Consider the following 26,308-nt stretch of genomic DNA (forward strand, 5'->3'; position numbering starts at 1 on the left):
ACATGCATCACCCGTTATCGTTCTGGTCAGATTTTGCAAGCATTTCATCAATCCGGGCCTGCTCTTCCTTACTCAGTGCTGGCCCTGACGTGCCGGCCCGGCGGGAACGAACAACAACGCCCGCGACCACAAAGAGACCACCCAGAACGGCAATCGCTGGCGTTGCCCAGAGCATGAAGGTGCGGCTATCGAGGTCTGGCTTGTATTTCACAAACTCGCCAAAGCGACCCACCAGAGAGTCGACGATTTCCTCGTTGCTGGCACCATCCTGCATCATCTGATAAACCGCATTTCTCATGTCCTTGGAAATTGGCGCATTTGAATCCGCAATATTCTGGTTCTGACACTTCGGGCACCGCAGTTCCGCAATCAGGTTCTGATAACGCTGCTCTTCACTACGGGTATCAAAATCGTAGACCGCGGATACATCTGCAATAGACAGTCCTGAGGCAAGAACAGCCATGAGAAAACAGATCATACGGAGCATCAGCCATTCTCCTGTGCGTCGTTAATGACCGGCAACAGAATCTCTTCCCATACCTTGCCGTTGACCACTCCCACATGGCGGTAGCGGACCACACCGGAGGCATCAATAACGAAGGTTTCCGGTGCACCATAAACACCAAGATCAAAACCCAGCGTGCCTTTGGGATCATAGATTACCGTACGATATGGATCACCCAGCCGGTCCAGCCAAACCAGTGCATCGTCGCGGTTATCTTTGTAGTTGAGACCAATAATCGTCACGTTCTTTTCCCGCGCAAGCCACAACAGGTCGTCGTGCTCATCCCGACACGCGGGGCACCAGGTCCCCCAAACATTCAGCAGGGTAATCTCGCCACGAAACAGGCTCTCATCGAGGGAGGCATCCGGCGCTTTCAGATTTTTAAGACTGAATGCAGGAACAGGCTTTCCAATCAGCGCTGAGTCCAGCTTTGTTGGATCTTTACCAATCCCCGCAAACAGCACAACACCGACGACAAGGGCTACGATCAAGGGCATGAACAACCAGAAACGCTTCATGAAACCGCTCCGGCGGTACCCTGTGCAGGGGCTTTCGATGGCGGCGATGTCGCTAACGGTTCATTGGCGCGATCACGAATCCGGTACCTGCGATCTGAAATGGCCAGGAACCCGCCGGCGGCCATAAACAAGGCGCCAAGCCAGAGCCAACGGATCAACGGCTTATACTGGAGGCGAATAGCCCAGGCGTCGTCAGAGATTCTTTCACCTACAGCCACAAAGATATCCCGGAAAAGGCCGGCATCAATATCCGCTTCGGTCATAACGCTCATGCCTACAGCGTACTGGCGTTTTTCAGGGTGCAATTCTGCAATACGATCCCCATCCAGCATGACATCGAAACTGCCATACTGCGCAGTGAAGTTCTGCCCACGCCGTTCACCTATGTCTACAAAAACGAACTGATAGTCACCCACCTCGGCCACATCGCCAGGCACCATGCGCACATCACGCTCGATACCATAATTGGAGACCACAGTTGCGCCAGCCATAGTGATCGCCAGCCCAAGATGACCCAGTACCATACCGTAGTAACTGCGTGACTGGCGCTTGAGGCCATGGATTCGGCCTTTCCTCGAAGAGGATTTGTCCCATAGATCCCAGAACGTAGCCATGGTCACCCAAACCGCTGTGAAGACACCAAGAAACGCCCAAGGGGTGAAGCCGCCATAGCCAACCATAACCGCCGTGGTGAGCAGCATGCTCACTGCCAGTGGCCACAGTAGCTTGCGCGCGAGCCAGCCAGCATCCGTTTTCTTCCAGCGAGAGAAGGTACCAACGCCAAGCAAAAGGCCGGTTGCCACTGCAAGCGGGCTGAAGGTGAGATTAAAGAACGGCTCACCAATGGAAATTTTACCCAGCTCGAAGAAATCAAGAACCAGCGGATACAAGGTACCCACTGCGACCAACAGCGTTGCAGAAACCAGCAATACGTTATTCAAAAGCAGGAATATTTCCCGCGAAAGGGAGCCATACCGGGAGCGCACATGAACCACAGGGGCCCTGAAGGCATAAAGCATCAGGCTTGCGAGAACAGTGATCGCGAGCAAAATCAGAAGGAAAGTACCGCGCTCAGGATCCGATGCAAACGCATGAACCGAGGTAAGTACGCCCGAACGAACCAGGAAGGTACCCAGCAGGCTCAACGCAAAGGTGACAATAGCCAGCAGTACTGTCCAGCTTTTGAATACACCGCGCTTCTCTGTGACTGCAAGCGAGTGCATAAGGGCCGTGCCCGACAACCATGGCAGCAGGGAGGCATTCTCAACCGGATCCCAGAACCACCAGCCGCCCCAGCCGAGCTCGTAATAGGCCCACCAGCTTCCGAGGGCGATACCGATGGACAGGAATGCCCAGGCAACGGTTGTCCAGGGTCGGGACCACCTGGCCCATGCGGCGTCCAGGCGACCGTTGATCAATGCAGCAATAGCAAACGCAAACGCTACCGCAAAACCCACATAGCCCATGTAGAGCATAGGCGGGTGGACAATAAGTCCGAAGTCCTGCAATAACGGATTCAGGTCCGCCCCGTCGGCCGGCACATTGGGCAGCAAACGGTCAAACGGGTTTGATGTAACAACAATGAAGAGCATGAACCCGACACTGACCATGCCGAGAACCGACAATACCTGTGAAACCATAATGGAAGGCAAACGGCGACTGAAAATGGCGACCGCCAGAGTCCAGCCGGTCAGCATCAATATCCAAAGCAGAAGCGAGCCCTCATGCCCGCCCCACACAGCGCTGAACTTGTAATACCAGGGCAGCATGCTGTTGCTGTTGTTAGCAACGTAGGCAACCGAGAAGTCGTCCGTTAAAAAGGCATGGGTAAGTAAGGCGAAGGCCAGCCCGACAAACACGAACATGCCCGCCGCGAGAGGCCTGGCAAACGCCTGGAGGTTGTCCCGGCCGGTGAGTGATCCGGCAAGGGGTACAACCGAAAGTAGCACCGCCAGCAACAGCGAAAGTATCAGTGCAAGCTGTCCGAGTTCGGGATACATCAAAGCTCTCCAGGAATCAGGCTGTTGGTTTTTAGGTGTTTAGTAGGATGCCGGTTGGGCGCTGGCGGGCATCGACGAGCCCTCGTTTTTTGACGCCTTCTCCAGGGCATCAGCGACTTCCGGGGGCATGTAGTTTTCATCATGCTTGGCCAGAACCTGATCTGCCACAAAGCGACCTTCGTTATTCAACCTACCCATCGCAACAATGCCCTGACCTTCTGCAAACAGATCCGGCAAAATCCCCACGTACTCAACTGGAACGGATGCGTTGTAATCGGTTACGTGGAATACCACTTTAAGGCTGTCCGGATCTCGCACAACCGTGCCCGCCTCTACCATGCCACCGGCACGAATTCGTACATCCATCGGTGCCTCACCAGCCGAAATCTGGGTAGGATCGTAAAACAGGTTGATATTCTGACGTAACGCATAAGTGGTAAGCGCTACCGCGATGGAAAGCCCTGCCAGAAGAAACAGAACAATGGTCAGCCGCTTTTTACGGATCGGATGCATTTAAGTACCTGTCAGTCAGTCTTGGGAAACGTTCACGCGCGCGAAGGACGCGGAGGGTGGCGGAGACGCCGCTACTTTACTCTTGTCAGCCTGAAACTCGTAACCGCGGCGGCAGGACTCGACAATTGCCTTTCGGCTCCGGACCGACCCGATCATCATCAATAGCATCAATACGAAAAACACAGCGTAACAGGCCCACACATAAGGGCCGTGACCTTCCATCGCGATAAAGGCAGAAAAGGAATCAAATGCCATTGGTCAGACCCTCCCTTTCATAACGAATTCTCTTACCCAGCGGGTTCGTTGCTCCCGGGACAGAATCTCTGTCTGCATACGAACACAGGCCAGCCAGCCAAAAATCAGGTACAAACCTAACACGGACAGCAGCAGCGGCACCCACATTTCCGCCGGCATCGAGGGCTTTTCCGTGAGCTTGAATGTTGCGGGCTGATGAAGTGTATTCCACCATTCCACGGAGTATTTGATAATGGGGATATTCACTACCCCCACCAACACCAGCACCGCAACCGCCCTGGCGGCAGACTTCTCATCATTGATGGCACGATCCAACGCTATAACACCACCATACAGAAACATCAGTATCAGCATGGAGGTAAGCCGGGCGTCCCAGATCCACCAGGTGCCCCATGTCGGCTTGCCCCAGACAGCACCGGTAAAGAGGGCCAGAAACGTCAGAACCAGCCCCACAGGCGCAACCGCCTTGACGAAGACATCGGCAAGCTTCATGCGCCAGACCAGCGTTACAAGAGCCGCGGACGCCATCATGATGTAAACCGACTGCGCCATAAATGCTGTCGGAACGTGAATAAAAATGATGCGGTAGCTATTGCCCTGCAGGTAATCCTTGGGCGCAAAGGCGAGTCCCCATACCACCCCGGCCATCAATAGTATTACGCCACCTGCCAACAGCCAGGGCATGAACCGGGTGGATATCCCGAAAAACCATTTTGGGGAACCCAGTTTGTGAAAAAATTGCCACATCAGATGGTCACCGTCCTAACGTTTACCTTGTTTTACCCGTTCGACAAGCTGATTTTAAGGGCTGCGGCCGCTGCAAACGGCGCCAGTGTCAGCGCCAGCACCAGAAAAGCACCCAGCAGTGCCAGGTAGGCTCCCACAGTTGCGCCCTCCGCTGCTGCTGCAACGGTGCCCGTGCCAAAAATCAGCACCGGAATGTACAGTGGAATGATCAGCAGAGACAAGAGCACCCCTGCCGAACGCAATCCGAGGGTCAGCGCAGCGCCAATAGCACCAATAAGACTCAGTACCGGTGTACCAATCAGCAGCGTTAGACACAAAATACCAATAGAGTTCCCGTCGAGATGCATCATTACACCAAGAACGGGGGTCAGAATGACCAGAGGCAAGCCTGTAAGCATCCAGTGCACCAGGGTTTTTGCCAAAATCAGTAGAAACAGCGGCTGCGGCTGGAGCACAAGCTGTTCCAGAGTGCCATCGTCAAAATCATGGCGAAACAGGTGATCCAGTGACAGCAATACAGAAAGCAACGCCGCTACCCAAAGGATACCGGCTCCCGCTTCACGCAAAAATGATACTTCCGGGCTGACTCCGAGCGGAAAAAGAGTAACAACCATAACGAAAAACAGCAGCGGGTTGAGGAGGTCCTGGCGCTGCCGGAACGCCACCTTCATATCCCGCACAAAAACGCCTTTCATTGCAGCCAGAGCACCAACACTATTACTGGCGAGCCGGACCACCGGGCGGGCTTCAGCGTTCATCAGGCAAGCCTCCCGCGCCAAGAGTCAGTCTTTTCATGCCCGGCAATGCCAGGTCATGGTGAGTGGTAACCAGCACGGCGCCACCTTCAGCTGCACGCTGTTGCAATAGTGATTCGAGTGCTTTGACGCCCTCTGCGTCGATAGCCGTAAACACTTCATCAAGTAACCACAGGGGTTCATCAGCAACCAGCAGGCGCGCCAGAGCCACCCTGCGTTGCTGGCCCGCAGACAGATTACGACAAGGTACATCTTCATAGCCTCCCAGGCCGGTACCTTGCAAGGCCTGCCTCAAAGCTGCATCAGATAGAGGGTTGCGACCGGCCATCAGGGCCCGGAGATTTTCCAAAGGTGTAAGCAAGGGTTTGATTCCCGGGCGATGCCCGAGATAGAGCATGTTCCGAAGAAATGCCTCTCTCTGACTGGCTAGCGGCGCACCACACCACTTGAGTTCGCCTGTCCACGCATCATTCAGACCTGCCAGTATTCTCAGCAGCGTTGTCTTGCCGGAGCCATTCGGCCCCTCGACACGGGTTAGCGTACCGGGCAGTATGGAGAAGGATAACTCGCGAAAAAGTATCCGCTTGTCCCGTTCACACTGAAGATTGACAGCCTGTAGTAACGGCTCGGACATCAGGGCCCCGAAGTCAGGACGATGCACAAATTGCATCGGGTGTATTCACAGCAATAGTTGCCAGCGCGGCGTATTATAACTAAAGCGTTTGCAGATTACTCTTGTCTGGTATCAAGTTAGCAGCGATGAAACTACCCAGCAGCCAACAGCCTCCTACTCCTCCGGCACCGGCCACTGCGCAACCAGCGCAGCCCCGGGATGCTGGTCAAATTGGCCGTGAAACCGCCACGCTCTCTGCCAGACAGCAACTGGATCAGCTCCAGCTTGCAAACCGGGAAACCATACTGGCCCGCGTGGCAGAAGTCATCAATCGCCAGGGCAGTGGTAATGCAGACCTGTTGCTGGACGTGCGAGGAAAATCACTTCAGGTAAGCGCCGCGATTGGTGCGACTGAGTTGACCCCGGGCGACTGGGTAAAAGTGATGCGTGCGGGCAATGAACTGCAATTGATGGGAAAGCTTGCCGCAGCTCCCGAAGCAATCATCACCCGGGCTCTGGCGCAGCGTATGCCGTGGCAGCAAAGCCTGGACAGCGGCCTCGCAAAATTGATGACAGCACTGAACCGGGGCGTGATTCCCGAACTGACACCTGGCCAGCTACCCGGGGCCCGAAGCCCACAGCCGCTGCCAGAAGCCGCCCGCCAGGCGGCCGAAACATTACTTGCGAGACTGCCCGCCAGCAACACATTGGCGCCTGGAGCTGGCACGCAGAACAATAGCGTGCAGCAAATACGACAGTGGGTGGCTGAAAGCGGGTTGTTTGCAGAGTCCCGCCTTACCCAGGCACCCTCCCCCGCGTTGCCGGATCTCAAGCTTGCTATCGGGCGCATGATTACTGCGCTCTTGGCCGAGCAAACCGGAGATGCCACGACCACGTTTAACCGCCTATCACCGCTGGCCAGCCCCGGGCTGGTTCAGGCGCCGCTGCAGTTCCCACAGGTGCCCGCTTCACCGGCACCTGCGAACAACTCAGAACCCACATCGGTGGGCCAGACACTGCGAATGCTCGCCGGTATGCTGAACCGAATAACGGTTAACCAGTTGCACAGCCAGATCCTCACTGCGAGAGGCGGGGCTGATGCGCCTGCCCCGACCTCTACCATGCTCATGGACTTACCCTGGGTGACGCCTCAGAACGAACCCAGGCTGGCACAACTGCGCATAGAGCAACATAAAGATGAATCGCCATCAAAGGATCGCGGACTCAAGCGGGCAGCCATCAGCGAATGGCGCCTCAATCTTGCCATTGATCTGGAACGGGCCGGAGCTCTGAATTTTGAGGTTTCCCTGCGCCAGCAGGATATAAGCGCGCGGGTGTGGGCAGAAAAGCAGGACACGCTGAGACAGGTCAACGAAGAGCTACCGCTTCTGCGGCAAAGTCTTACGGAGCTGGGACTGGAAGTAACCGATCTCGAGTGCCGCCGGGGCAGCCCCTCTTATCCGGCAACAAAGTTGGAGCATAGACTGGTGGATACACGGGCATGAAAGACCAAAATGAACACCCTTCATCCAGCGCAGCCGTTGCTCTTAAATACGACGGCGAGAAGGCTCCGACGATAACTGCCACGGGAACGTACGAACTGGCGGATGAAATCATCAGAATCGCCAGAGAGCACAACGTGCCCCTGTACGAAAATGCAGAGCTGGCCGGCATTCTCGCGCGCCTGTCCCTGAACGATGAAATCCCCGAAAACCTATACCGGGTTATCGCAGAAATTCTTGCCTTCGCCTTCCACATTCGCGGCCGAACGCCCGAAGACGCCGGCCGGGATAATACCGCGCCTTCATCATCACCCCTAGTGGATAAGTGAGCGCAGCGCCCATACCTGAGCCCAGACCTCACCCTCGCGTTGTGCGATTGCGGTCTCAAAATAGTGCTTGAGGCGCCGGCGGTCGTCCGGATGATCCTTGAGTGCCGAGCCGATAATGTGGTGCATCAACTGCTCCACCGTCATGCTTCCGCCACCGTAATACCAGGCATTGAGACTCGCCGCGTGGGCAACGGATACAGCCTCAGCCGTGGATAGCGCTGCGCCCGCAAGCCTGTCAGTGCTTCGGCCATCCATGGTCTGGCCGTTACGCAACTCATGGAACATGGTAACCAGAAACTCAATGATTTCTGCATCCAGATCCACGCTGATACCCGCGCGGTCATTGGCCCTACGCACTTCTCGCAAAACCACACCTATTTCATCCGACAGGCTCTTGATCGGCCGGATTTCTTCGAAGTCCATTCGGCGTTTAAGTGCAGCGCTCATCTGGTGAACGCCTGCGTCGAGGCTGTTGGATGTGGCTACCAGATTGAAGCCTTCACGAGCCAGTATTACGCCATCATCACCGGAAATTTCCGGCACCACCAGAACCCGGTCAGAAAGCACCGACAAGAGTGCATCCTGCAAAGCCTGAGGGCAGCGGGCAATTTCCTCGAAGCGAACTAGCCGGCCCTCTATCATGCCCCGCATAAGCGGGCTTGGAACCAGGGCTTCCAGACACGGCCCTTTGGCAGCGAGAACTGCCTCGTTCCAGCCGTAAAGAAGTTGCCTGACCTGGGTTATGGCACCGCCCTGCAGAGCAAGAGTCGAGTTGCCGGATATGGCCGCCGTAAGCAGCTCAGAAAGCCAGGATTTTGCGGTGCCGGGCTCGCCAACCAGTAAACAACCCCTGCTCGTACACAGAGAAATGATAATACGGACAACCATGGCGCGATCCGCAACAAACTTGCGCTCAATACCCAGGCTGTCATCGCCCAACACAAATTTCTCAACCGCCCTCGGTGACAGTTGCCACCCTGGTGGCACCGGACCAAGATCCATTGCTGCAAGTTTTTTCAGCTCATCCCTGAAAACAACTTCCGCGGGCTGCCGCTGCGCCGCTTTTTTCGGCTGGCTTGCTGCGCTCATAACGGGCTCCTGCGGCCACCACGGACTTCAGGCGCCATGCGCTCCCGGGGCAGAATACGCGGCAATTCAGACATAGGAATAATACCCTCGATAACATGATCCAATGCACTGTCTCGCATGGTGATCAGGCCGGAATCCAACGCGCGCCAGCGCAATTCTCCGATCGGGGGCTGGCTGGAAATAGCATTCCTGATATCGGAATCCACCTCCATATATTCCACAATAGCCACCCTACCGTGAGTTCCCCGACCATTACACTTGGCGCAACCCGCACCTTCAAAACAACGGAAGTTATCCGGCGCGCCATTGGGAAACAGCTCTTCAAGAATGACAGGGTCCGGTGTTGCAGGCTGCCGGCAATGGGTACAGATTCGCTTGGCAAGGCGCTGGGCGATCACGGCCAGCAGCTCACCGGCAATGGAATTCGGGTGAATACCCAGATCGTACAAACGTTGCAGGGAATCCACCGCGTCGTTGCAGTGCAGTGTCGAAAGTACAACGTGGCCCGTCTGGGATGCACGAACCGCCTCCAGTGCCGTTTCATGGTCGCGGATCTCACCGACCAGAATCACATCGGGGTCTTCACGCACGAAAGCACGCATGGCATCCGCGAAGTTGAAACCGATTTCGCCCCGCACACGGGTTTGCTGGATATTATCAATGGAGTACTCGATAGGGTCCTCCACCGTAATAACTTTTCTGCGACCATCGTCTGCCAGCGTTTGCAGGCCGGCGTAGAGTGTTGTGGACTTGCCTGAACCGGTTGGCCCGACGACCAGAACCAGGCCGGCAGGGTTATCGAGCAGGCGCTGGTAGTGGGAGCCAATCATTGGCGACATGCCCAGTTCGGCAATCGTCATGGCCCGGCCGGTCTGCGGCAGTAACCGGATCACCGCATGCTCACCGTGCAGCGACGGCTGGGTCTGTACCCTGAGGTCGTAGGACATGTCACCCAGTTGCAGGCGGGAGCGCCCACCCTGCGGCAAACGGCGCTCGGCAATGTTCAGCTCTGCCCGCAACTTGATAACGTTGATAACACCTTTTATTTCCCGGGGCGTAAGTTGGTACTGGCCCAGATCACGAAGATCGCCATCCACTCGCAAACGGATCCTTACCCGCTCACCATATTGTTCAATGTGAATGTCGCTGGCTTTTTCGCTGACTGCATCCAGCAGAATCGCCTCATATACCGATACCAGATACGGACTGACATGATCGTTAGCCGCTTCACGACCCAAAGGTTTGTCGCGGTGACGGCTTGAACCCTGCCCGGCCGTCGATAACACTGCTTCGTCGGCAGCAAACCGGTTACCCTTGGCCGACAAATCCAAAGACGACCAGATTCTCCGGAAATCCGTAGGCGTAACCAGCCAGAGCTCTACGGCACGTTTGGGGCTCATACGCTCCAGCTGATCGGTGCGCGCATCCGGGTCATCGGTTACAAATGAGACCTTTCCACTACTTTGCGCCACAGGAATGATTCGGGACAAATCCAAAAACGTGCGGGAAAAGGTCCGGAAGAGTTCAACCTTCAGCGTTGGCAGAAGCCCATCGGCATCGACAAAGGTCATGCCTCTTTGCTGGGCCAGCGAACGATAAAGATCGGTTTCTTCGATATTCAGATTACGACGCAAGACATCGAGCACGCGGCAGTTCTCTGCCGCCGCCTCGGTTTTCGCCTTCGCCAGTACACCTTCATCAATCACGCCCAGATCAATCAGAATCTGTTCCGAGTTCCGGTTAAAATCCACCCAGCCAAGCGTGCGGACACGCTCAAGCTTGTCTGCACGTTTTACAAACATCGCCATACTGGGAACTGGTCCGGCCTTACCCTCTAGGCAAATCAGATTGCCGCCCTCGCGAAGGTAGCTCGACAAAACATCACGATCTGCCATAAACGTGGTGCAAAGAACAAGGTCGCAGGGCTGGTCGATGTCAAACCCGCTTTCCGCAGGCTTCGCCAGAACATCTACGTTGTACATGCCCAAACGAAAAAACCTTGCCCTCGCGGCTTCAGCAACGTCCGGGTTTTTTTCAATATAGATAACACGATGAGCCAGACGGGATAACACGGCAGCCAGATAACCAGAGCCGCCTCCCACATGCATCACGTTATCAGCCGGCGTCACTTCCGGCATGATGGACAGAATATGGCTGACGGTTTCTTCGCGGGGAATAGAGTGCCCGGTTATGGAAGGAATCAGATCCGAACCGGTGACAAAATCATGACGGGATACAGAAAGAAGGGCCTCATGGGCCCTTTGGTAAACTTTCTTCATTCAGCAACGTCCATAGCAGCGCAGTTTTCAGGCCGCCTGACGTTTTTTCAACGCTGACACCAGCTCGGCCTCGGGACGGGATATCCCACATGTGTTCATAAGATCGTCGATATCTGCTCCGAGATCAACAAGCCGCGACGCTTCATCGTAGGAAATACGCAGAGGGTCATTTTGACGCATCTCATCCATGGTTGAGCGCAGCTCATGCAGTTGTCGCTCGCATACCACAAGCCGCTGGCCCACTCCCATGCTACCACTCGCAGTGGCATGCAACTCCCGGCCCAGCGTATCGCAGCGTTCTTTAAGTGAGGCTTTCAGTTGTCGGTTCTGGCGACCAAGTATCAGGCCCTGCACAAAAACCAGAGCAAGCGCGACTGAAGTCAGCACCCAGGGAACATAGGAAGGCATTTCAGCAAACATGATGGACGTCTCCGGTTTATTAACCACGGAAGGCGCCCATCATCAGATCCGACCGGTACAACTCCGGTTCACAGCCCTGCGATTTCAGCCCATTCGTGGTCTGTCAGCATTTTGTCGAACTCGACCAATATGATCAGTTCACCATCTTTATTACATACACCCTGGATAAACCTGGCACTTTCCTCGTTACCCACATTTGGTGCGGTCTCAATTTCACTGGCTTTCAGGTACACAACCTCGGCTACAGAATCCACCAGGATACCCATCACCTGATCGGCCGATTCCATTACCACTATCCGGGTCGCGTCTGTAACGTCTGCATCTGCCAAACCGAAACGGCGACGGGTATCGATTACCGTTACCACGTTGCCCCGCAGGTTGATGATGCCCAACACGTAATCCGGAGCACCCGGTACTGGCGCGATTTCCGTGTATCTCAGCACTTCCTGGATCTGCATAACGTTCAGACCGTAGGTCTCGTTATCCAGCCGAAAAGTCACATACTGCAGTACCTGATCGTCCTGGGACTGACTTTGCTGTCCGCTCGGGGATGCCATAACCTGTATCTCCTGTTAGGCCGCCCGGCGCGGGCAACCTGATCGTCAAAAAAACATCATCAGTGCCCAATACTATAAGCAAGGGCACAAACCGTGCCAGCACGGCACCGTTTCATTCAGTAACTGGCCCGACGGGACACCCGCGGTCAGCTCAGATCAAGATGCTGCTCGCGTTCGGCACGCACCAGCAAATTCGCCATGGTGCTCACATCAACCAGAGCACACATCTGCTCAATAACCGTTCCTGCCAGCCAGGGCCGCTTACTACGCGCCGTGCGCCAGCGCACATCATCTGGGCTAAGAGTGAACGACTGAGCTACGTCGTCGCATGCCAGCCCCCATTCGCTGTTATCCAGACGGATCACAAACTGGTAGTTGTCCCGGGCATTGGCCGGGACCCTTCCAGCCATAATCCACTCTGCCGTATCCACAACTCTCAGATTCTGATGAGTACTCGAACGAATACCCATATACCAGCGCGGGCTGCCGGGAATTGGTCGGATACCCTCTTCAATCCGGTGGATAGCACCCAGAAGAACAAGAGGAACCGCAAGCTGCAAGCCGGCCACAGTAAAAATCAGGCACTCAAACGGGCGCTCCGACCACTCCGGGCGCAATACCGGCGAATCCGGCGCAGGCTCCGGTGACGGTTCCGGCGCGGGCTCCTCCACAACAACAGTCTCGCGCACCCGCAAGGGTTGCGGCTGCAGTTCCACTCTGGGCGCCGGTTCGGGTCTCGACACCGGCTTCGACACTGGCGCCGGCTTCCGCTCAGGCTTTAATACGGGCGTAGGCTCCGGCTCGCGGATCTCTTCACGCGATGCAGTGTCCGTTGCCGTGTGCAACAATTCATCCAGATAGCTGGCGATGGCGTTTGCTGGATCCGCCAGCTTTGTCAATTTCTCGTCAGCCATGCTGACGTACCTTCAATGAACCAGTCCTTGCCAGCAAATCATCCAACAGATGCCGGTATGCCCGGACACCATGAGTCTGTGAATCCAGTTTTGACGGTATAACGCCCGCTTGGCTGGCGTCGCGGAATTTTGTGTCAACTGGCACCGCAAACTTCCACAAATTGTCCTGGTAGATTCTACGTAGCTGATTCAGGCTCTTTACCGATGCCTGGGTGCGCCGATCAAACATGGTGGGCACGATGGTATAAGGCAGTTGGTTTTTCTGGGAGCGCATGATCATCTGCAGTGTATGCAGCATACGCTCGAGACCTTTGATAGCGAGGAATTCGGTTTGTACGGGGATAACCAGATGCTGCGCGGCTGCCAGTGCGTTGACCATAAGTACACCCAGTGAAGGCGTGTTATCGAGGATGACGTAGTCAAAATCATCCCATAACTGGGCAAGAGCTCGGGACACAATCAGCCCCATACCTTCAACGCCGACCATTCGGCGCTCCAGCGTAGCCAGCGCCGTGCTCGCAGGCAGCAGAGCCAGCCCGGGGCAGCTTGTTTCCGTAATCAGCTGGGCCGGAAGGCCTTCAGGTACCTTGCCCTGATGCTGAAACAGATCGAAAACACTGTGCGCAAGCGTATCGGGGTCGTACCCGAACCAGCTGGTCAGAGAGCCATGGGGGTCCAGATCTACCACCAGCACGCGCTTACCACGCTCAGCCAGCAGGCCGCCCAAAGCGACTACCGAGGTGGTTTTACCCACACCACCTTTCTGATTGGCTACTGCCCAGATTCGCACGGCTTCTCTCCGGAAAATACGTTATCGCAAACTTCTGAAATCCACTGTATTCCGTTTTAACGGCCAGCGGCGGGACAACTTGAATGGAACCGGAGCACTAGCGCATAACGCCCCGTATACTGGCATCGCGAGAAATAAGAAGCACCACACGCCGGTTACGCCGCCGCCCTTCCTCGGTGTCGTTACGCGCCACAGGCTGGTGCTGCCCGTACCCGACCGCCGCCAGCCGTTCAGGCTCAATGCCTTCCATACCCAGCATGCGCACAACCGCCGCTGCACGGGCCGCCGAAAGCTCCCAGTTGGAAGGGAAGCGGGTAGTACGAATAGGCTGATTGTCGGTGAAGCCTTCAACCTTTACGGCGTTATCCCGGTCTCTCAGAACCCTGGCTATTTTTTCGATCACCTCAAACGAATCGTAGTGCGGCTCGGCATCGCCGCTGCCAAACAACAAGCTGTCAGGCAAGTTCAGCGCCAACCAACGTTCATTGGTTTCGAGAGTAACCACCCCCCGATTAATCAGGTCATCAAACTCCAGTGCAAGCTGATCCGCCATGTCACGCAGATCATCTGAGCGTTCCCGGGTATCCTGTTCATCATTGCGGGGAGCTTCAGTTACCGCAGGAGCAATAACATCTTCTGATTCAGTCACCGCCGCACGCTGCGGCTGGTCGCCTACTGCAATAGGCTGAAAGGACCGTTGAGGCGCATTGAAAACGCCTGTGAGCGTTTCTGAGAGCACCTTGTATTTGCCCTCATTTACCGACGACACCGAGTACATCACCACAAAAAAAGCGAACAAAAGCGTGATGAAATCCGCGTAAGAAATCAGCCAACGCTCTTTGTTGTGTAAATCGTCCTGTGATTGCCTGCGACGCCGCATAAATAGGGACCGGGGGTGATTACTGCAGGAAACCCCGCAGACGCAATTCAATGGATTTAGGGTTCTCACCCTCGGCTATGGCGATAATGCCATCGATCATCATGTCTTCGTACCTGGAACGTTCCTTAACCAGCCCCCTGAGCTTGTTGGCAATCGGAAAAAACAACAGATTTGCCAGAGCCACACCATAGATGGTCGCCACAAACGCGGTGGCAATGCCGCTCCCGAGGGACTCGGGGTCTTCGAGGTTGGTCATTACCTGGATCAACCCCATGACAGCGCCGATTATGCCAATCGTTGGCGAGTAGCCGCCCATGGCTTCAAACACCTTCGCAGATTCCAGATCCCGCTGTTCCCGGCAATCCAGATCAATTTCCATGATGCTACGGATAGTTTCCGTTTCAGCCCCGTCGACCAAAAGCTGCAGGCCTTTACGGGAAAAGTTTTCCGGCTCTTTTTCAGCCAGTCCCTCGAGCCCGAGCAGACCTTGTTTGCGAGCCTTCACGCTCCAGTCAATCACCTTGCCAATGCCATCTTCAATATTGATGTACGGTGGAACAAATACCCATCGAACTTGAGCAGAAGCCCGTTTCAATGTGGGCCAGGAGGTCTGAAGAATAGTTGCGGCAAGCGTACCGCCAATAACGATAATGGCGGCAGGAGCGTTGAACAGCGAGCTGAGCGCCCCTCCTTCAAGAAGGTTGCCACCAAGAATGGCGGCGAATGCCAGAACAACACCAAGCAGGCTAAGAACATCCATCAGCAAACGCCCTCCACCAGTCGTGGACCTACGTCATCGAGAGACAGAACTTCATCACTCAGGCCTGCCTTGGCAACGGCCATGGGCATGCCGTAGATCACTGATGTTTTTTCATCCTGCGACCAGATTGGAGAACCGCTCTGTTTCATCATACGGCAGCCTTCCCTTCCGTCTGACCCCATTCCGGTAAGGATCACTCCGAGGGTTTTTCCGGGAAACGAACGGGCCAGAGAACCAAAGGTAACATCTACACAGGGCCGGTAATTCAAGCGCTCATCCCCCGGCAGAATACGCACCCGTGGCTGGCCACCGCGGTTTTCTACCATCATTTGTTTGCCACCCGGAGCAAGCAATGCCAGCCCGGGGCGCAGAATGTCTCCGTCTTCCGCCTGGCGCACCTCTATCTTGCAAAGTTTATTAAGCCGCTCTGCAAACGCCGGTGTGAAACTCGCGGGCATATGTTGTACAAGCACAATGGGCGAGGGAAAAGATGCGGGCAATGCCGCCAGCACGCGCTGGAGTGCCACTGGCCCACCGGTCGAAGTGCCGATACCGACAACAGCATAGCGCCTTGCCGGACTCTTACGGGAGCCGCGCCCTGACGGCGCAACCTGCGGCCCTGAAGCAGCCGGGCTAGCCTCCGTACGACCAGATACAACAGATCTGGGTCCGGTTTGCCGGTGAGCCGTAGCGGCCTGCTGTGGGGATTGCCGTGGAGCATCCGGTTGAGCGCTCGCTGAGGAGTGCGGAGAGGAATGCTGTGGAGAGGAATGCTGTGGAGAACGAGGGGAAGATTGCTTTAGTGAGCGCTGAGCGCGACTGGCCGGCCGGCTGCGGGCCACGTCCAGTACACGGTCTATCAGAATTTTCTGCAACTGGCTGCCATCCCGGGCAATTTCCTCGAAGTTTTTGGGCAGAAAATCTACCGCCCCGGCCTCAAGCGCGTCCAGTGTAATTCTGGCCCCCTCATAGGTAAGGGAAGAAAACATCAATACCGGCACAGGATGCTTGCTCATGATCTCGCGCACGGCTGAAATACCGTCCATTATCGGCATTTCGTAATCCATGGTAATAACATCCGGGCGCAGTGATTCAGCCAGCTCAACACCTTCGCGGCCATTCGCAGCAGCACCCACCACCCGGATCTGCCCGGACGCAGTCAGTATCTCCGTCAGCCGTTTGCGGAAGAACCCTGAATCATCAACGACCAGGACAGACACTGTCATCCGTTTCTCCTACCAAACATACGTTGTCCCACAGAACCCTTCAGTTGTTGAATAGCCCTCAGCCGCGGTATAGCACCCAGCTGCCATGAGGACCATTCAACTGTAATGCTGGAGCAGGCTGGGAACGTCAATAATGAGTGCGATACGGCCGTCACCGGTGATTGTCGCGCCAGCCATGCCCGGTGTGCCTTGAAGCCCACGCCCAAGAGGCTTTATCACTACTTCTTCCTGCCCCACTAATTGGTCAACAACAAAGCCGACCTGTCGGGTGCCCATGGCCACGATTACAACGTGACCGTTTTCGCGATCAGGAGTACCGGCCGAACCTTTAACCAACCAGCGTTTTATATGGAACAAGGGGAACACTTTATCGCGCACAACAATACATTCACGGCCATCGACAATGTTGGTGCGGCTCAGGTTCAGATGGAAAATCTCCACCACGTTCACAAGAGGCAACGCAAACGACTGATCACCAAGCATGATCATCAGCGTTGGCATGATCGCCAGTGTCAGAGGCACCTTGATGATGATGCGTGAGCCTTTGCCCAGTTCTGAAACAATGCTGAGCTGGCCGTTGAGCTGACCAATTTTGGTCTTGACCACGTCCATACCCACACCGCGGCCAGAGACGTCAGAAATCTGCTCTTTGGTGGAGAAGCCGGCAGCAAAAATCAGATTGAAACACTCAGTATCTGTCAGGCGATCGGCTGCATCCTGATCGTAAATTCCTTTTTCTACCGCTTTGCGTCGGAGCACTTCCGGATCCATACCGGCGCCATCATCATCGATGGACAGAAGAATGTGATCCCCTTCCTGCTCAGCAGACAACGTAACTGTCCCCTGTCGCGGCTTGCCGGCTTTCTCCCGCACATCCGGCGCTTCAATACCATGATCCACCGAGTTGCGCACCAGATGGACAAGTGGATCCGATAGCGCTTCGACGAGGTTTTTGTCGAGATCCGTATCTTCGCCGTGCATGACCAGGTTCACTTCTTTTTTCATATTCCTGGCAAGATCGCGAACAACACGCGGGAAACGACCGAATACTTTCTTGATAGGCTGCATTCGGGTTTGCATTACAGCCGTTTGCAGATCGGTAGTCACAACGTCAAGGCTGGAGACCGCCTTGTGCATATGCTCGTCTTCACTTGCAGAACCCAACCGCTGCAACCGATTACGGACCAGTACCAACTCACCTACCATATTCATGATATCGTCCAGGCGCTTGGTATCAACGCGGACGGTGGTTTCTGCAACCGGAGCTTGTTCTCTGGCGGCTGGGGCCGGGGTAGTTTGTTTAGCTGGCGCTCTGTCAGCCGGCTGCGCGGCTACCTTCTTTTCCGGTTGCCCGGCCTCACCTATTTCAGTTTTTTCCTGCGAAGGCTCTGCTTGCTTGCTACTTGCATCGCTGGTTGTCGGGCTACCGCCCTTGCCGTGTAGCTCGTCCAGCAACTTTTCAAATTCGTCGTCGCTGATCAACTCAGAATCGCTGCCCGCAACCGGCCCTGTCGAAGATGCCGAGTCCTCTGCGTCTGCGCCGGGAGCAGTTGGTGCTACAAATCTGCCTTTGCCATGGAGCTCATCCAGCAAGGCTTCAAATTCGTCGTCGGTGATGTCGTCGCCTGACCCGTCGTTCCCGACAGCTGCAGGCTCCTGAGTCGGGCTGGGCACTGTTGCGGCGGCAGGTGCTTCTCCGTGAAGGGCATCCAGTAGTTGCTCGAACTCATCATCGGTAATGTCACCGTCGTCCAGGCTTGCTCCCGACGGTTCCTCCAGGGGGACAGGGGCCTCGGGAGAAGCCGCATCCTGAGGCAAAGCCAGAGCATCCAGCGCCGCAATCAGCTCATCCGGCGCAGGCGTCAACTCCTCATGGTTGCGCACCTGTTCAAACATGGCATTCACATGATCCAGAACCTCAAGGACAACGTCCATAAGCTCCGAATCAACCCGCCGCTTATGGTTGCGCAGAATGTCGAATACGTTCTCTGCTGAGTGGCAGCAATTAACAAGGGCGTCCAGCTGCAAGAAGCCAGCACCACCTTTAACCGTATGAAATCCACGGAATATGGCGTTGAGCAGATTGCTGTCGTCAGGATGCTGTTCAAGATCGACAAGTTGCTCAGACAGCTTTTCGAGAATTTCTCCGGCCTCTACAAGAAAGTCCTGAAGAATCTCATCATCGGCATCAAACGCCATGGGTTAACCTCTTATATTCAGAAACCGAGACTGGACAACAGGTCATCTACGTCGTTTTGTCCCGAAACTACATCTTCACGCTCTTCAGGCTTTATCTGCGGGCCCACGCCCTGCTCAGCGGATACTTCCTGGCCATCAATGTGATGAACCGTCCCGGTAAGCTGGTCAACATGGCTGGCCATGACAACAAGGCTGAGCATCTGCTCTTCCACGTCCTTGACCAACGTCGTAACGCGCTGAATGACCTGACCGGTCAAGTCCTGAAAATCCTGTGCCAAAAGAATTTCAGACAGGCTCCCATAAATGGTGTCGGCGTCCTGGGACAGGCCCACAAAAAACTTATCGATACGGCCGTACAGCTCACGAAACTCAGCGGGCTGCATTTCACGACGGCGCAAACGCTGCCACTCATCACGCAAGGCAGACGCTTCATCGCGCATTGCGTTGGCAACGGGCATGCTTTCTTCAACCAGATCCATCGTGCGGTTGGCGGCCTGACCTGTCATCTGCACGACGTAGGCAAGTCGGTCTGAAGCATCTGTCATCATCGACAGAACTTCCTTCTGTTCGGGGCTGCGCGGATCTATCTGAAAGTTACGGATTGATTCATGAAGCGTTCGGGTCAACCGACCCACTTCCTGGTAAAGACTCTGATCCCTAACATCGCCCATTTCATTGATCAGGGCCATAGCACGGACATAGTCTTCCCTTTCAACGCATTGATTGAGCTCAGCCGCTTGGTGCCGAAGCTTTTCAGTCACTTCCGGCTCAAGACCCCGGTGGATCTTTTTGTTATCGCTCATACGATCCATCCAATCTCTGCTTACTGGATTCGTTCAAAAATTTTCTCAATCTTTTCCTTGAGAACGGCGGCGGTAAAAGGCTTGACCACATACCCATTAACACCCGCCTGGGCGGCCGCGACGATCTGATCGCGCTTGGCCTCGGCAGTAACCATCAAAACCGGGAGAGATTTCAGATTGTCGTCGGCCCGCACGGCCTTGAGCAGATCGAAGCCCGACATTCCAGGCATGTTCCAGTCTGTCACCAGGAAATCGTACTTGCCGCTTTTCAACATGGGCAGAGCCGTGTTGCCATCATCCGCTTCATCCGTGTTTGTGAAGCCCAGATCACGGAGCAGGTTCTTGATAATCCGTCGCATTGTGGAGAAATCATCCACAATGAGAATTTTCATGTTTTTGTCCAAAGGGACCTCCAGTTAATAACACCCGGAAATGGTGTGACCTTTGTGCTCAAATTTTGGCAGGCCGCTAATTTAAGCACTTATTGTCTGATCTTTATGACGGTTGTAAAGCATCGGTTACCAAATACTACACTCCAGTACGATCCGGAAACCTGAGCCGGGCCTATTCGCCATCCTCATGACGCCATTCCGACAGCCTGCCGCGCAACCGCAGTGCGGCCTGGCTGTGAATCTGGCTGACCCTGCTTTCGCTAACGCCCAGCACTGCGCCAATTTCCTTGAGGTTCAGTTCTTCCTGGTAATACAGGCTCAGAACCAGTTTTTCCCGCTCGGGCAGCTGCTCAATAGCAGCTGCCAAATTGCTCCGAAAAGAATCAGAAGCCAGTCCGTCCAGGGGATTATCACTGGTCTCTGTTTCTTCTATCGGCAGCTCTCCGGATTCATTGAGCTCATCAAGGCTAAAAAGTCTGCCGCTGTTCGAATCAGCCAGAGTGGCGTGGTACTCAGAAAGCTCCATACCGAGCTCTTCGGCAACTTCGGCGTCCTGAGCTTCACGCCCCAGCCTGTTTTCAACAGCCTTGATCGCCTTGGCCACCCGGCGGCTATTCCTGTGAACAGAGCGCGGTACCCAGTCGCCTTTACGGATTTCATCCACCATGGCACCCCGGATGCGGATACCGGCATAGGTCTCGAAGGTTGCGCCTTTGGTTGAACTGTAGCGTTGGGCAGCTTCCAGCAATCCAATCATGCCAGCCTGCATAAGGTCGTCCAGCTGCACAGAGGCTGGCAGCCGGGCCAGAAGGTGAAGAGCAATTTTCTTGACCAGGGGGGCGTGCGTCTCAATCAGTTCTGAAGAACTTTTTACGCCAGCCTGGTGATAGATTCCCAGATTTTTCGTCAATGTCGTGTATCCGGTATTGTTTGACGGGATCCGTTTCAGACTTCGACGAGCCGCTCCACAAAAAACTCCAGATGTCCGCGGGGAGATGACGGCAACGGCCAGCTTTCGACTTTGTCGGCCAATGCCTTGATCGCGAGCGAGGCTTTAGCCCGGGGATAGGCATCCAGCACAGCTTTCTGACGCTGAACGGCTTTCTTTACGGCTTCGTCGTAAGGCACCATACCAACATATTGTAATGCTACATCCAGAAAGCGTTCAGTAACCCGGGTCAGTTTTTCGAACAGATGACGACCCTCCTGCTCGCTACCCACCTGATTGGCAAGGATGCGAAAACGGTTGGTGTCGTAGTCGCGATTCATCAGTTTAATCAGGGCGTACGCATCGGTAATCGATGTAGGCTCATCACACACCACCAGAAGCAATTCCTGGGACGCCCTGAGAAAACTCACCACCGACTCTGAAATTCCAGCCGCGGTGTCCACAATAAGCACATCGATCTGATCACCTAACTCACTGAAGGCGTTAATCAGGCCGGCGTGCTCCATCGAGCTGAGCTGGGTCATGCGTTGGGTGCCGGAGGACGCCGGTACAATTTTGATACCGCCAGGGCCATTGACCAATACGTCCCTGAGGTCACACTCTCCTGCCAGCACATCTTTTAAGGTGCGGTTGGCAGTAATGCCGAGCAGCACATCGATGTTACCCAAGCCGAGATCGGCATCAAGCAAAACCACACGCCTGCCCTTCTGCGCCAGAGCAATGCCGAGATTGACCGACACATTACTTTTGCCGACTCCACCCTTGCCGCCGGAAACTGCGATCACCTGTACCGGATGTGCTTTGCTCATAACTGTTATTATCTCTCGCAACGTTTAGCCGGATATGACTCATAGCTGAAACAAATCAGACCTTCAGAACCTCATGCCATTTCGCGGGGGCGTTCTTCACCCGACAACTGTTCTGCAGTAGCCTGTTGCTGGAGCGCTTTAAGTCGCTCGACAGCCAAACGTACCAGCGGAACCGCTTCGGCGTGGTGCAGATCTCCAGGAATCTTTTGTCCATCTGTGTAATAGGCTACCGGCAATCCGGTTTCCATCACAAAGCCCAGAGATTCGCCCAGAGTCAGCGCCTCGTCGATCTTTGTCATCACGCAGCCCGTGAGACCTGCCATCTTATAGCAATGCCATACGGATTTCATAATACGCGGCTGGCTGGTTGCTGAAACCACCAGGTGCGTACGCACGTTATGGTGACTGCGGGCCAGCTCTGCAAGTTGCTCCTGGTAGCCTTTCTCAGAACTGGTCAGCCCTGCCGTATCGATCAACACCAGATGGCGATCTGACAACTCATCAAGAATATCGTCCAGAGTGTGGCTTTCGTCCACCACTCGAACCGGCACATTAAGAATTCGGCCGAACACGAAAAGCTGCTCATGCGCCGCAACCCGATAGCGATCTGTCGTGACCAGCGCCAGAGAATCGGCGCCATGCTTCAAAACATAACGAGCCGCCAGCTTGCCAATGGTCGTTGTCTTACCGGAGCCGGTAGGGCCGACCAGTGCATATACGCCGCCCTCATCAAGCCACTCCTGCCGGGCTGTACGCACCCCGGTAACAAGCATTTTCAGGGTCTGCTTCCAACCGTCCTCGAGTTTTCCGCTTTTGTGCCGACGTGACAGCGAGCCTGCCAGATCCTGACTCAGACCAAATTCCTGCAAACGCTCTGCAAGTCGTTGCTGGATCGCGTTGGAGCCGGGCTTTTCCGGCTCACCGCGCTGGCTGCTCATGAGATCACGCAAAGAGCTGATTTCTGCACGCATGCTGGCCAGCTCGTCAGAATAACCTGTATTACTGGCGACGTTTGCAGCGGCAGGCTCGTCAAAACCCTCACTCGCGGCTTCGTGGAGTTCCGCGAATGACGCTTCGGCATAGCCCTGGGTTCGCGCTGCCCGGCTTTCACGAACATCACGGATACGTGAACGGGAGCGGCTCAGCTCATCTTCCAGACGGCGGTGCTGCTCTGCCTGCATTTCACCAAGTCGGGCGCCGTTGGTGGCCTCGCTGGCTTTTTCGCCAAGACTCTGGCGCGCCATATTTTCGTCGTAATCCAGCGCGGCGACGATTTCAACGCCGCCATCTACTCGCCGGTTGGAAAGGATGACAGCATCCGGCCCCAATTGCTCACTGATCTGCTTCAGCGCTTCGGCCATGCTCTTGGCAAAAAATCGTTTAACTTTCATGTTATTGCATCCTCCACCGGTAACGCTGCATTGACGTTATCCGTTCTTTCATCCGCACGCTTACTGGCCTACGGACGCCACGATCGTAATCTGTTTGTTATCCGGTATTTCCTGATATGAAAGCACGTGCAACCGCTCCACACCGTAACTGGCAAACTTGGCCAACACCGGCCTTAACGGCCCGGATACCAGCAGGATGGCGGGCTTACCCAGCATTTCCTGGCGCTGCACACTGTCTTGCAAAGAACGCTGCAACTTTTCCACCATATTGGGTTCCAGAACCATCCCGATATCTTCCTGTCCGCCGGATTGTTGACTCTGCTGAACAGACTTTAGCAATAACTGTTCCAGATCCGGATCCAGGGTGATCACCGGTATCTCCTGATCATTGCCACAGATACTCTGAACGATCATTCGACGCAGTGCCTGACGCGCCACCGTAGTCAACAACCTGGGGTCCTGGCTCTTCGGATGCAGGTTCACCATGGCTTCTGCAATAGAGCGCATATCACGGATGGGAACTTCTTCTTTAAGCAGGTTCTGGAGCACCTTCAGTAAAAGGCTGATGGACACAGTCGTCGGTACCAACTCTTCCGCCAGTTTCGGTGAGACTTTTTCCAGCTGATCCAGCCATTTCTGAACTTCCTCGTGCCCTAGCAGTTCATGGGCATGCTTTTGCAGAACCTGGTTAAGGTGCGTTGCAACAACGGTGCTGGCATCAACCACGGTATAACCCAGTGTCTGTGCCTGGTCTTTCTTTTCAGGTTCGATCCAGCTCGCATCAAGACCAAAAGCAGGGTCTTTGCCTTCTATACCCTCTATCTTTCCGAATACCTGACCAGGGTCGATTGCCAGTTCGCGATCAGGGTGTATTTCCGCCTCTGCGATCGTTACCCCCATCAGCGTGATCCGGTACACGTTGGGCATGAGATCCAGGTTGTCGCGAATGTGCACCGAAGGCATCAAAAAGCCCATGTCCTGGGACAACTTTTTACGGACACCCTTGATGCGGCTCAATAGTTGACCACCCTGGGACTTATCGACCAACGGAATCAAGCGATAACCGACTTCCAGCCCGACAATATCCACCGTTGCCACATCATCCCAACCCAGCTCCCGGGTTTCTCCCGGCGCAGGCAACTGACGGCCCGCGTCGCCGCCAGCGTCACCTGCCAGTGGCACATCCCGGCCACCTGAGCCGGGCAAAACAGCAGCACCACCCCGACCCGGGAAAGCGCCACCCTCCTCTACACTCTGCTGATCTTTCTTCCAGATAAACCAGGCTCCCGCAGCGGCGAGGCCTCCCAGCCCCAAAAAAGCAACATGGGGCATACCTGGAATCAGACCCAGAAGCAGGAGAATACCCGCCGCTATCGCCAGAGCCTTGGGTGCGTTGAACATCTGCTGGATAATCTGCCCACCCATGTCCTGGCTGGAAGTAACCCGGGTGACCATGATGGCCGCAGAGGTTGAAAGCAGCAGTGAAGGAATCTGGGCAACCAGGCCATCACCGATGGTTAACAGCGCATAGCGCTCCATCGCGAGCCCGAAACCCAGACCATGCTGAACCATGCCTATGGCAACACCGCCGATAATGTTGATGGCCAGAATCAACAAACCAGCGACCGCGTCGCCTTTTACGAACTTGGACGCACCGTCCATCGAGCCATAAAAGTCAGCTTCTTGCGCTATCTCTGCGCGACGATGTTTAGCTTCTTCCTGATTTACAAGGCCAGCATTCAGATCTGCATCGATCGCCATCTGCTTGCCCGGCATTGCATCCAGTGTGAAGCGTGCACTGACTTCCGAAACCCGGCCGGCGCCCTTGGTAACAACAAGGAAGTTGATGATCATCAGAATGGCAAATACCACGAGACCAACCGCGTAGTTGCCGCCGATCAGCACGGCACCAAAGGATTCGATGACCTTACCCGCAGCATCCCCGCCCTCATGGCCTTCCAGCAACACAATCCGGGTGGACGCCACATTCAACGCCAGTCGCAGTAGAGTGGCTACCAACAATACGGTCGGGAAGGACGCAAACTCCATCGGCCTCAGCGCGTATACACAGACCAAAAGAATGACGATCGAAAGCGTGATGTTGAATGTGAAGAATACGTCCAGCAAAAACGCGGGCATGGGCAGAATCATCATGCCCAGCAAGCCCATCAGCATAACGGGTACACCGAGGTTTCCCCGCGTCAGGGATTTGACGTTATTAAGGACTAAAGCTCTGTCCATGCCGGAAGCTTCTCCGATTCACTGTTTCTGAGGGCGTTTTCAGGGTCGAAATTCTGACGCCGGAGTATCTTTCACAGTGTTACCGCAAGATCCATACCACCGTGAGACGATTTTCAATCGCAAGCTGCCTTTACCTGCCTGACTCACATTCTAAGATGCGGTATCCTTGCGCCACTCAATCGCAAAATTGCACCTTCAATCCAACACCATCAGACCCAAAACAGGTGAGCCCATGCCGATCCACGAGGTAAAACACCCCCTGATCAGACACAAACTCGGCCTGATGCGCCGTGCAGACATCAGTACCAAGAACTTCCGTGAACTGGCGCAGGAAGTTGGTTCGCTGCTCACATACGAAGCTACCAAAGACTTCAACCTGCAGGAAAAGACCATCGAAGGTTGGGCCGGCCCGGTTAACGTGGAGCAGATCCACGGTAAAAAAATTACGATCGTCCCGATCTTGAGGGCCGGACTTGGTATGCTCGATGGTGTGCTGAGCCTGATCCCTGTTGCCCGGGTGAGCGTGGTTGGTCAGATCCGCGATGAGGAAACTCTCGAAGCCAATACCTACCTGGAAAAACTGGTAGGTGAACTGGACCAGAGAATGGCATTGATTGTTGATCCTATGGTTGCGACCGGAGGCTCAATGATCTCCACCATCGACGTGCTCAAAAAGGCCGGAAGTACTGAGATCCGCGCTCTCGTACTGGTAGCTGCGCCCGAAGGTATAAAGAATGTTCTGGATAAGCATCCCGATGTGTCTATCTACACAGCATCTGTGGACGAATGCTTGAATGAGAAAGGTTATATCCTCCCCGGGCTTGGCGACGCCGGCGACAAGATCTTCGGCACCAAGCAGAAGGACGTCTGAT

At 55.1% G+C, this 26,308-nt stretch carries 27 protein-coding genes; 3 read left to right on the forward strand and 24 right to left on the reverse strand.

Features of this window, described 5'->3' with window-relative positions; genetic code table 11:
* Window positions 1-7 precede the first annotated feature (7 nt).
* Genes Q4606_RS07550 through ccmA form a run of 8 tightly spaced genes read right to left on the reverse strand, consistent with a single transcriptional unit; the run spans window position 8 to window position 5,927 of the window.
* On the reverse strand, window positions 8-487 hold the full coding sequence (locus tag Q4606_RS07550) for a cytochrome c-type biogenesis protein (protein ID WP_303607153.1): 480 nt from the start codon (window positions 485-487) through the stop codon (window positions 8-10).
* The gene (locus tag Q4606_RS07555; RefSeq protein ID WP_303593525.1) at window positions 487-1,023 is read right to left on the reverse strand and encodes a DsbE family thiol:disulfide interchange protein; all 537 of its coding nucleotides are present in this window, start codon (window positions 1,021-1,023) and stop codon (window positions 487-489) included. Before Q4606_RS07555 ends, Q4606_RS07550 begins: the two co-directional genes overlap by 1 nt.
* Complete coding sequence (locus tag Q4606_RS07560) at window positions 1,020-3,023, reverse strand: heme lyase CcmF/NrfE family subunit (protein WP_303607154.1); 2,004 nt, start codon at window positions 3,021-3,023, stop codon at window positions 1,020-1,022. Before Q4606_RS07560 ends, Q4606_RS07555 begins: the two co-directional genes overlap by 4 nt.
* A gap of 39 nt (window positions 3,024-3,062) precedes the next feature.
* The gene (ccmE, locus tag Q4606_RS07565; RefSeq protein WP_303593529.1) at window positions 3,063-3,536 is read right to left on the reverse strand and encodes a cytochrome c maturation protein CcmE; all 474 of its coding nucleotides are present in this window, start codon (window positions 3,534-3,536) and stop codon (window positions 3,063-3,065) included.
* 15 nt (window positions 3,537-3,551) lie between these two features.
* On the reverse strand, window positions 3,552-3,791 hold the full coding sequence (ccmD, locus tag Q4606_RS07570) for a heme exporter protein CcmD (protein WP_303593530.1): 240 nt from the start codon (window positions 3,789-3,791) through the stop codon (window positions 3,552-3,554).
* 3 nt (window positions 3,792-3,794) lie between these two features.
* Window positions 3,795-4,538, reverse strand: a complete 744-nt coding sequence (gene ccmC / locus Q4606_RS07575; protein ID WP_303607155.1) for a heme ABC transporter permease CcmC — start codon at window positions 4,536-4,538, stop codon at window positions 3,795-3,797.
* Between the two features lie 32 nt (window positions 4,539-4,570).
* The gene (gene ccmB, locus Q4606_RS07580) at window positions 4,571-5,296 is read right to left on the reverse strand and encodes a heme exporter protein CcmB (protein WP_303607156.1); all 726 of its coding nucleotides are present in this window, start codon (window positions 5,294-5,296) and stop codon (window positions 4,571-4,573) included.
* Window positions 5,286-5,927: a cytochrome c biogenesis heme-transporting ATPase CcmA gene (gene ccmA, locus Q4606_RS07585; protein ID WP_303607157.1), complete on the reverse strand. Its 642-nt coding sequence runs from the start codon at window positions 5,925-5,927 to the stop codon at window positions 5,286-5,288. Before ccmA ends, ccmB begins: the two co-directional genes overlap by 11 nt.
* A 125-nt stretch (window positions 5,928-6,052) precedes the next feature.
* Here ccmA and Q4606_RS07590 point away from each other — a divergent pair, with 125 nt between their 5' ends.
* Window positions 6,053-7,411, forward strand: a complete 1,359-nt coding sequence (locus Q4606_RS07590; protein ID WP_303593535.1) for a flagellar hook-length control protein FliK — start codon at window positions 6,053-6,055, stop codon at window positions 7,409-7,411.
* Window positions 7,408-7,737 carry an EscU/YscU/HrcU family type III secretion system export apparatus switch protein gene (locus tag Q4606_RS07595; RefSeq protein ID WP_303593536.1) on the forward strand — a complete coding sequence of 110 codons (330 nt, stop codon included), beginning with the start codon at window positions 7,408-7,410 and terminating at the stop codon, window positions 7,735-7,737. The genes Q4606_RS07590 and Q4606_RS07595 overlap by 4 nt, the downstream gene beginning before the upstream one ends.
* Here the strand turns inward: Q4606_RS07595 and Q4606_RS07600 are convergent.
* From Q4606_RS07600 to flhA, 16 genes are all read right to left on the reverse strand, one after another.
* Window positions 7,723-8,826 (reverse strand): AAA family ATPase, encoded by a 1,104-nt coding sequence (locus tag Q4606_RS07600; protein ID WP_303607158.1) that lies wholly within the window; start codon window positions 8,824-8,826, stop codon window positions 7,723-7,725. The genes Q4606_RS07595 and Q4606_RS07600 overlap by 15 nt on opposite strands.
* Window positions 8,823-11,105, reverse strand: a complete 2,283-nt coding sequence (locus Q4606_RS07605; protein WP_303607159.1) for an ATPase, T2SS/T4P/T4SS family — start codon at window positions 11,103-11,105, stop codon at window positions 8,823-8,825. The genes Q4606_RS07600 and Q4606_RS07605 overlap by 4 nt, the downstream gene beginning before the upstream one ends.
* A gap of 27 nt (window positions 11,106-11,132) precedes the next feature.
* Window positions 11,133-11,525 carry a DUF2802 domain-containing protein gene (locus Q4606_RS07610; RefSeq protein WP_303593541.1) on the reverse strand — a complete coding sequence of 131 codons (393 nt, stop codon included), beginning with the start codon at window positions 11,523-11,525 and terminating at the stop codon, window positions 11,133-11,135.
* Between the two features lie 68 nt (window positions 11,526-11,593).
* Window positions 11,594-12,082, reverse strand: a complete 489-nt coding sequence (locus Q4606_RS07615; RefSeq protein WP_303593543.1) for a chemotaxis protein CheW — start codon at window positions 12,080-12,082, stop codon at window positions 11,594-11,596.
* Window positions 12,083-12,228: 146 nt separating this feature from the next.
* Window positions 12,229-12,996 carry a chemotaxis protein CheW gene (locus Q4606_RS07620; RefSeq protein WP_303607160.1) on the reverse strand — a complete coding sequence of 256 codons (768 nt, stop codon included), beginning with the start codon at window positions 12,994-12,996 and terminating at the stop codon, window positions 12,229-12,231.
* A complete protein-coding gene (locus Q4606_RS07625) occupies window positions 12,989-13,786 on the reverse strand; it encodes a ParA family protein (protein ID WP_303607161.1) in 798 nt (265 codons plus the stop codon). Before Q4606_RS07625 ends, Q4606_RS07620 begins: the two co-directional genes overlap by 8 nt.
* Window positions 13,787-13,883: 97 nt before the next feature.
* Window positions 13,884-14,666, reverse strand: a complete 783-nt coding sequence (gene motD / locus Q4606_RS07630; protein WP_303593546.1) for a flagellar motor protein MotD — start codon at window positions 14,664-14,666, stop codon at window positions 13,884-13,886.
* 19 nt (window positions 14,667-14,685) lie between these two features.
* The gene (locus tag Q4606_RS07635) at window positions 14,686-15,426 is read right to left on the reverse strand and encodes a flagellar motor protein (protein ID WP_303607162.1); all 741 of its coding nucleotides are present in this window, start codon (window positions 15,424-15,426) and stop codon (window positions 14,686-14,688) included.
* Complete coding sequence (locus tag Q4606_RS07640; RefSeq protein WP_303607163.1) at window positions 15,426-16,652, reverse strand: chemotaxis response regulator protein-glutamate methylesterase; 1,227 nt, start codon at window positions 16,650-16,652, stop codon at window positions 15,426-15,428. The genes Q4606_RS07635 and Q4606_RS07640 overlap by 1 nt, the downstream gene beginning before the upstream one ends.
* A 96-nt stretch (window positions 16,653-16,748) precedes the next feature.
* The gene (locus Q4606_RS07645) at window positions 16,749-18,851 is read right to left on the reverse strand and encodes a chemotaxis protein CheA (protein ID WP_303607164.1); all 2,103 of its coding nucleotides are present in this window, start codon (window positions 18,849-18,851) and stop codon (window positions 16,749-16,751) included.
* Window positions 18,852-18,868: 17 nt separating this feature from the next.
* Window positions 18,869-19,654 (reverse strand): protein phosphatase CheZ, encoded by a 786-nt coding sequence (locus Q4606_RS07650; protein WP_303593549.1) that lies wholly within the window; start codon window positions 19,652-19,654, stop codon window positions 18,869-18,871.
* 20 nt (window positions 19,655-19,674) lie between these two features.
* Complete coding sequence (gene cheY / locus Q4606_RS07655) at window positions 19,675-20,058, reverse strand: chemotaxis response regulator CheY (RefSeq protein ID WP_303593550.1); 384 nt, start codon at window positions 20,056-20,058, stop codon at window positions 19,675-19,677.
* Between the two features lie 160 nt (window positions 20,059-20,218).
* A complete protein-coding gene (locus Q4606_RS07660; RefSeq protein WP_303593551.1) occupies window positions 20,219-20,956 on the reverse strand; it encodes an RNA polymerase sigma factor FliA in 738 nt (245 codons plus the stop codon).
* 35 nt (window positions 20,957-20,991) lie between these two features.
* Complete coding sequence (locus Q4606_RS07665; protein ID WP_303593553.1) at window positions 20,992-21,804, reverse strand: MinD/ParA family protein; 813 nt, start codon at window positions 21,802-21,804, stop codon at window positions 20,992-20,994.
* A 71-nt stretch (window positions 21,805-21,875) separates the two neighbouring features.
* On the reverse strand, window positions 21,876-23,195 hold the full coding sequence (flhF, locus tag Q4606_RS07670; protein WP_303607165.1) for a flagellar biosynthesis protein FlhF: 1,320 nt from the start codon (window positions 23,193-23,195) through the stop codon (window positions 21,876-21,878).
* Window positions 23,196-23,255: 60 nt separating this feature from the next.
* Window positions 23,256-25,436, reverse strand: a complete 2,181-nt coding sequence (gene flhA, locus Q4606_RS07675; RefSeq protein WP_303607166.1) for a flagellar biosynthesis protein FlhA — start codon at window positions 25,434-25,436, stop codon at window positions 23,256-23,258.
* A 232-nt stretch (window positions 25,437-25,668) separates the two neighbouring features.
* On the opposite strand from flhA, the gene upp reads away from it, so the two are divergent.
* The gene (gene upp / locus Q4606_RS07680) at window positions 25,669-26,307 is read left to right on the forward strand and encodes a uracil phosphoribosyltransferase (RefSeq protein WP_303593557.1); all 639 of its coding nucleotides are present in this window, start codon (window positions 25,669-25,671) and stop codon (window positions 26,305-26,307) included.
* Window position 26,308 lies beyond the last annotated feature (1 nt).

Origin of the sequence: Marinobacter sp. 1_MG-2023 (genome assembly GCF_030549045.1) — a bacterium.
In the GTDB taxonomy this organism is placed as follows: Bacteria; Pseudomonadota; Gammaproteobacteria; order Pseudomonadales; family Oleiphilaceae; genus Marinobacter.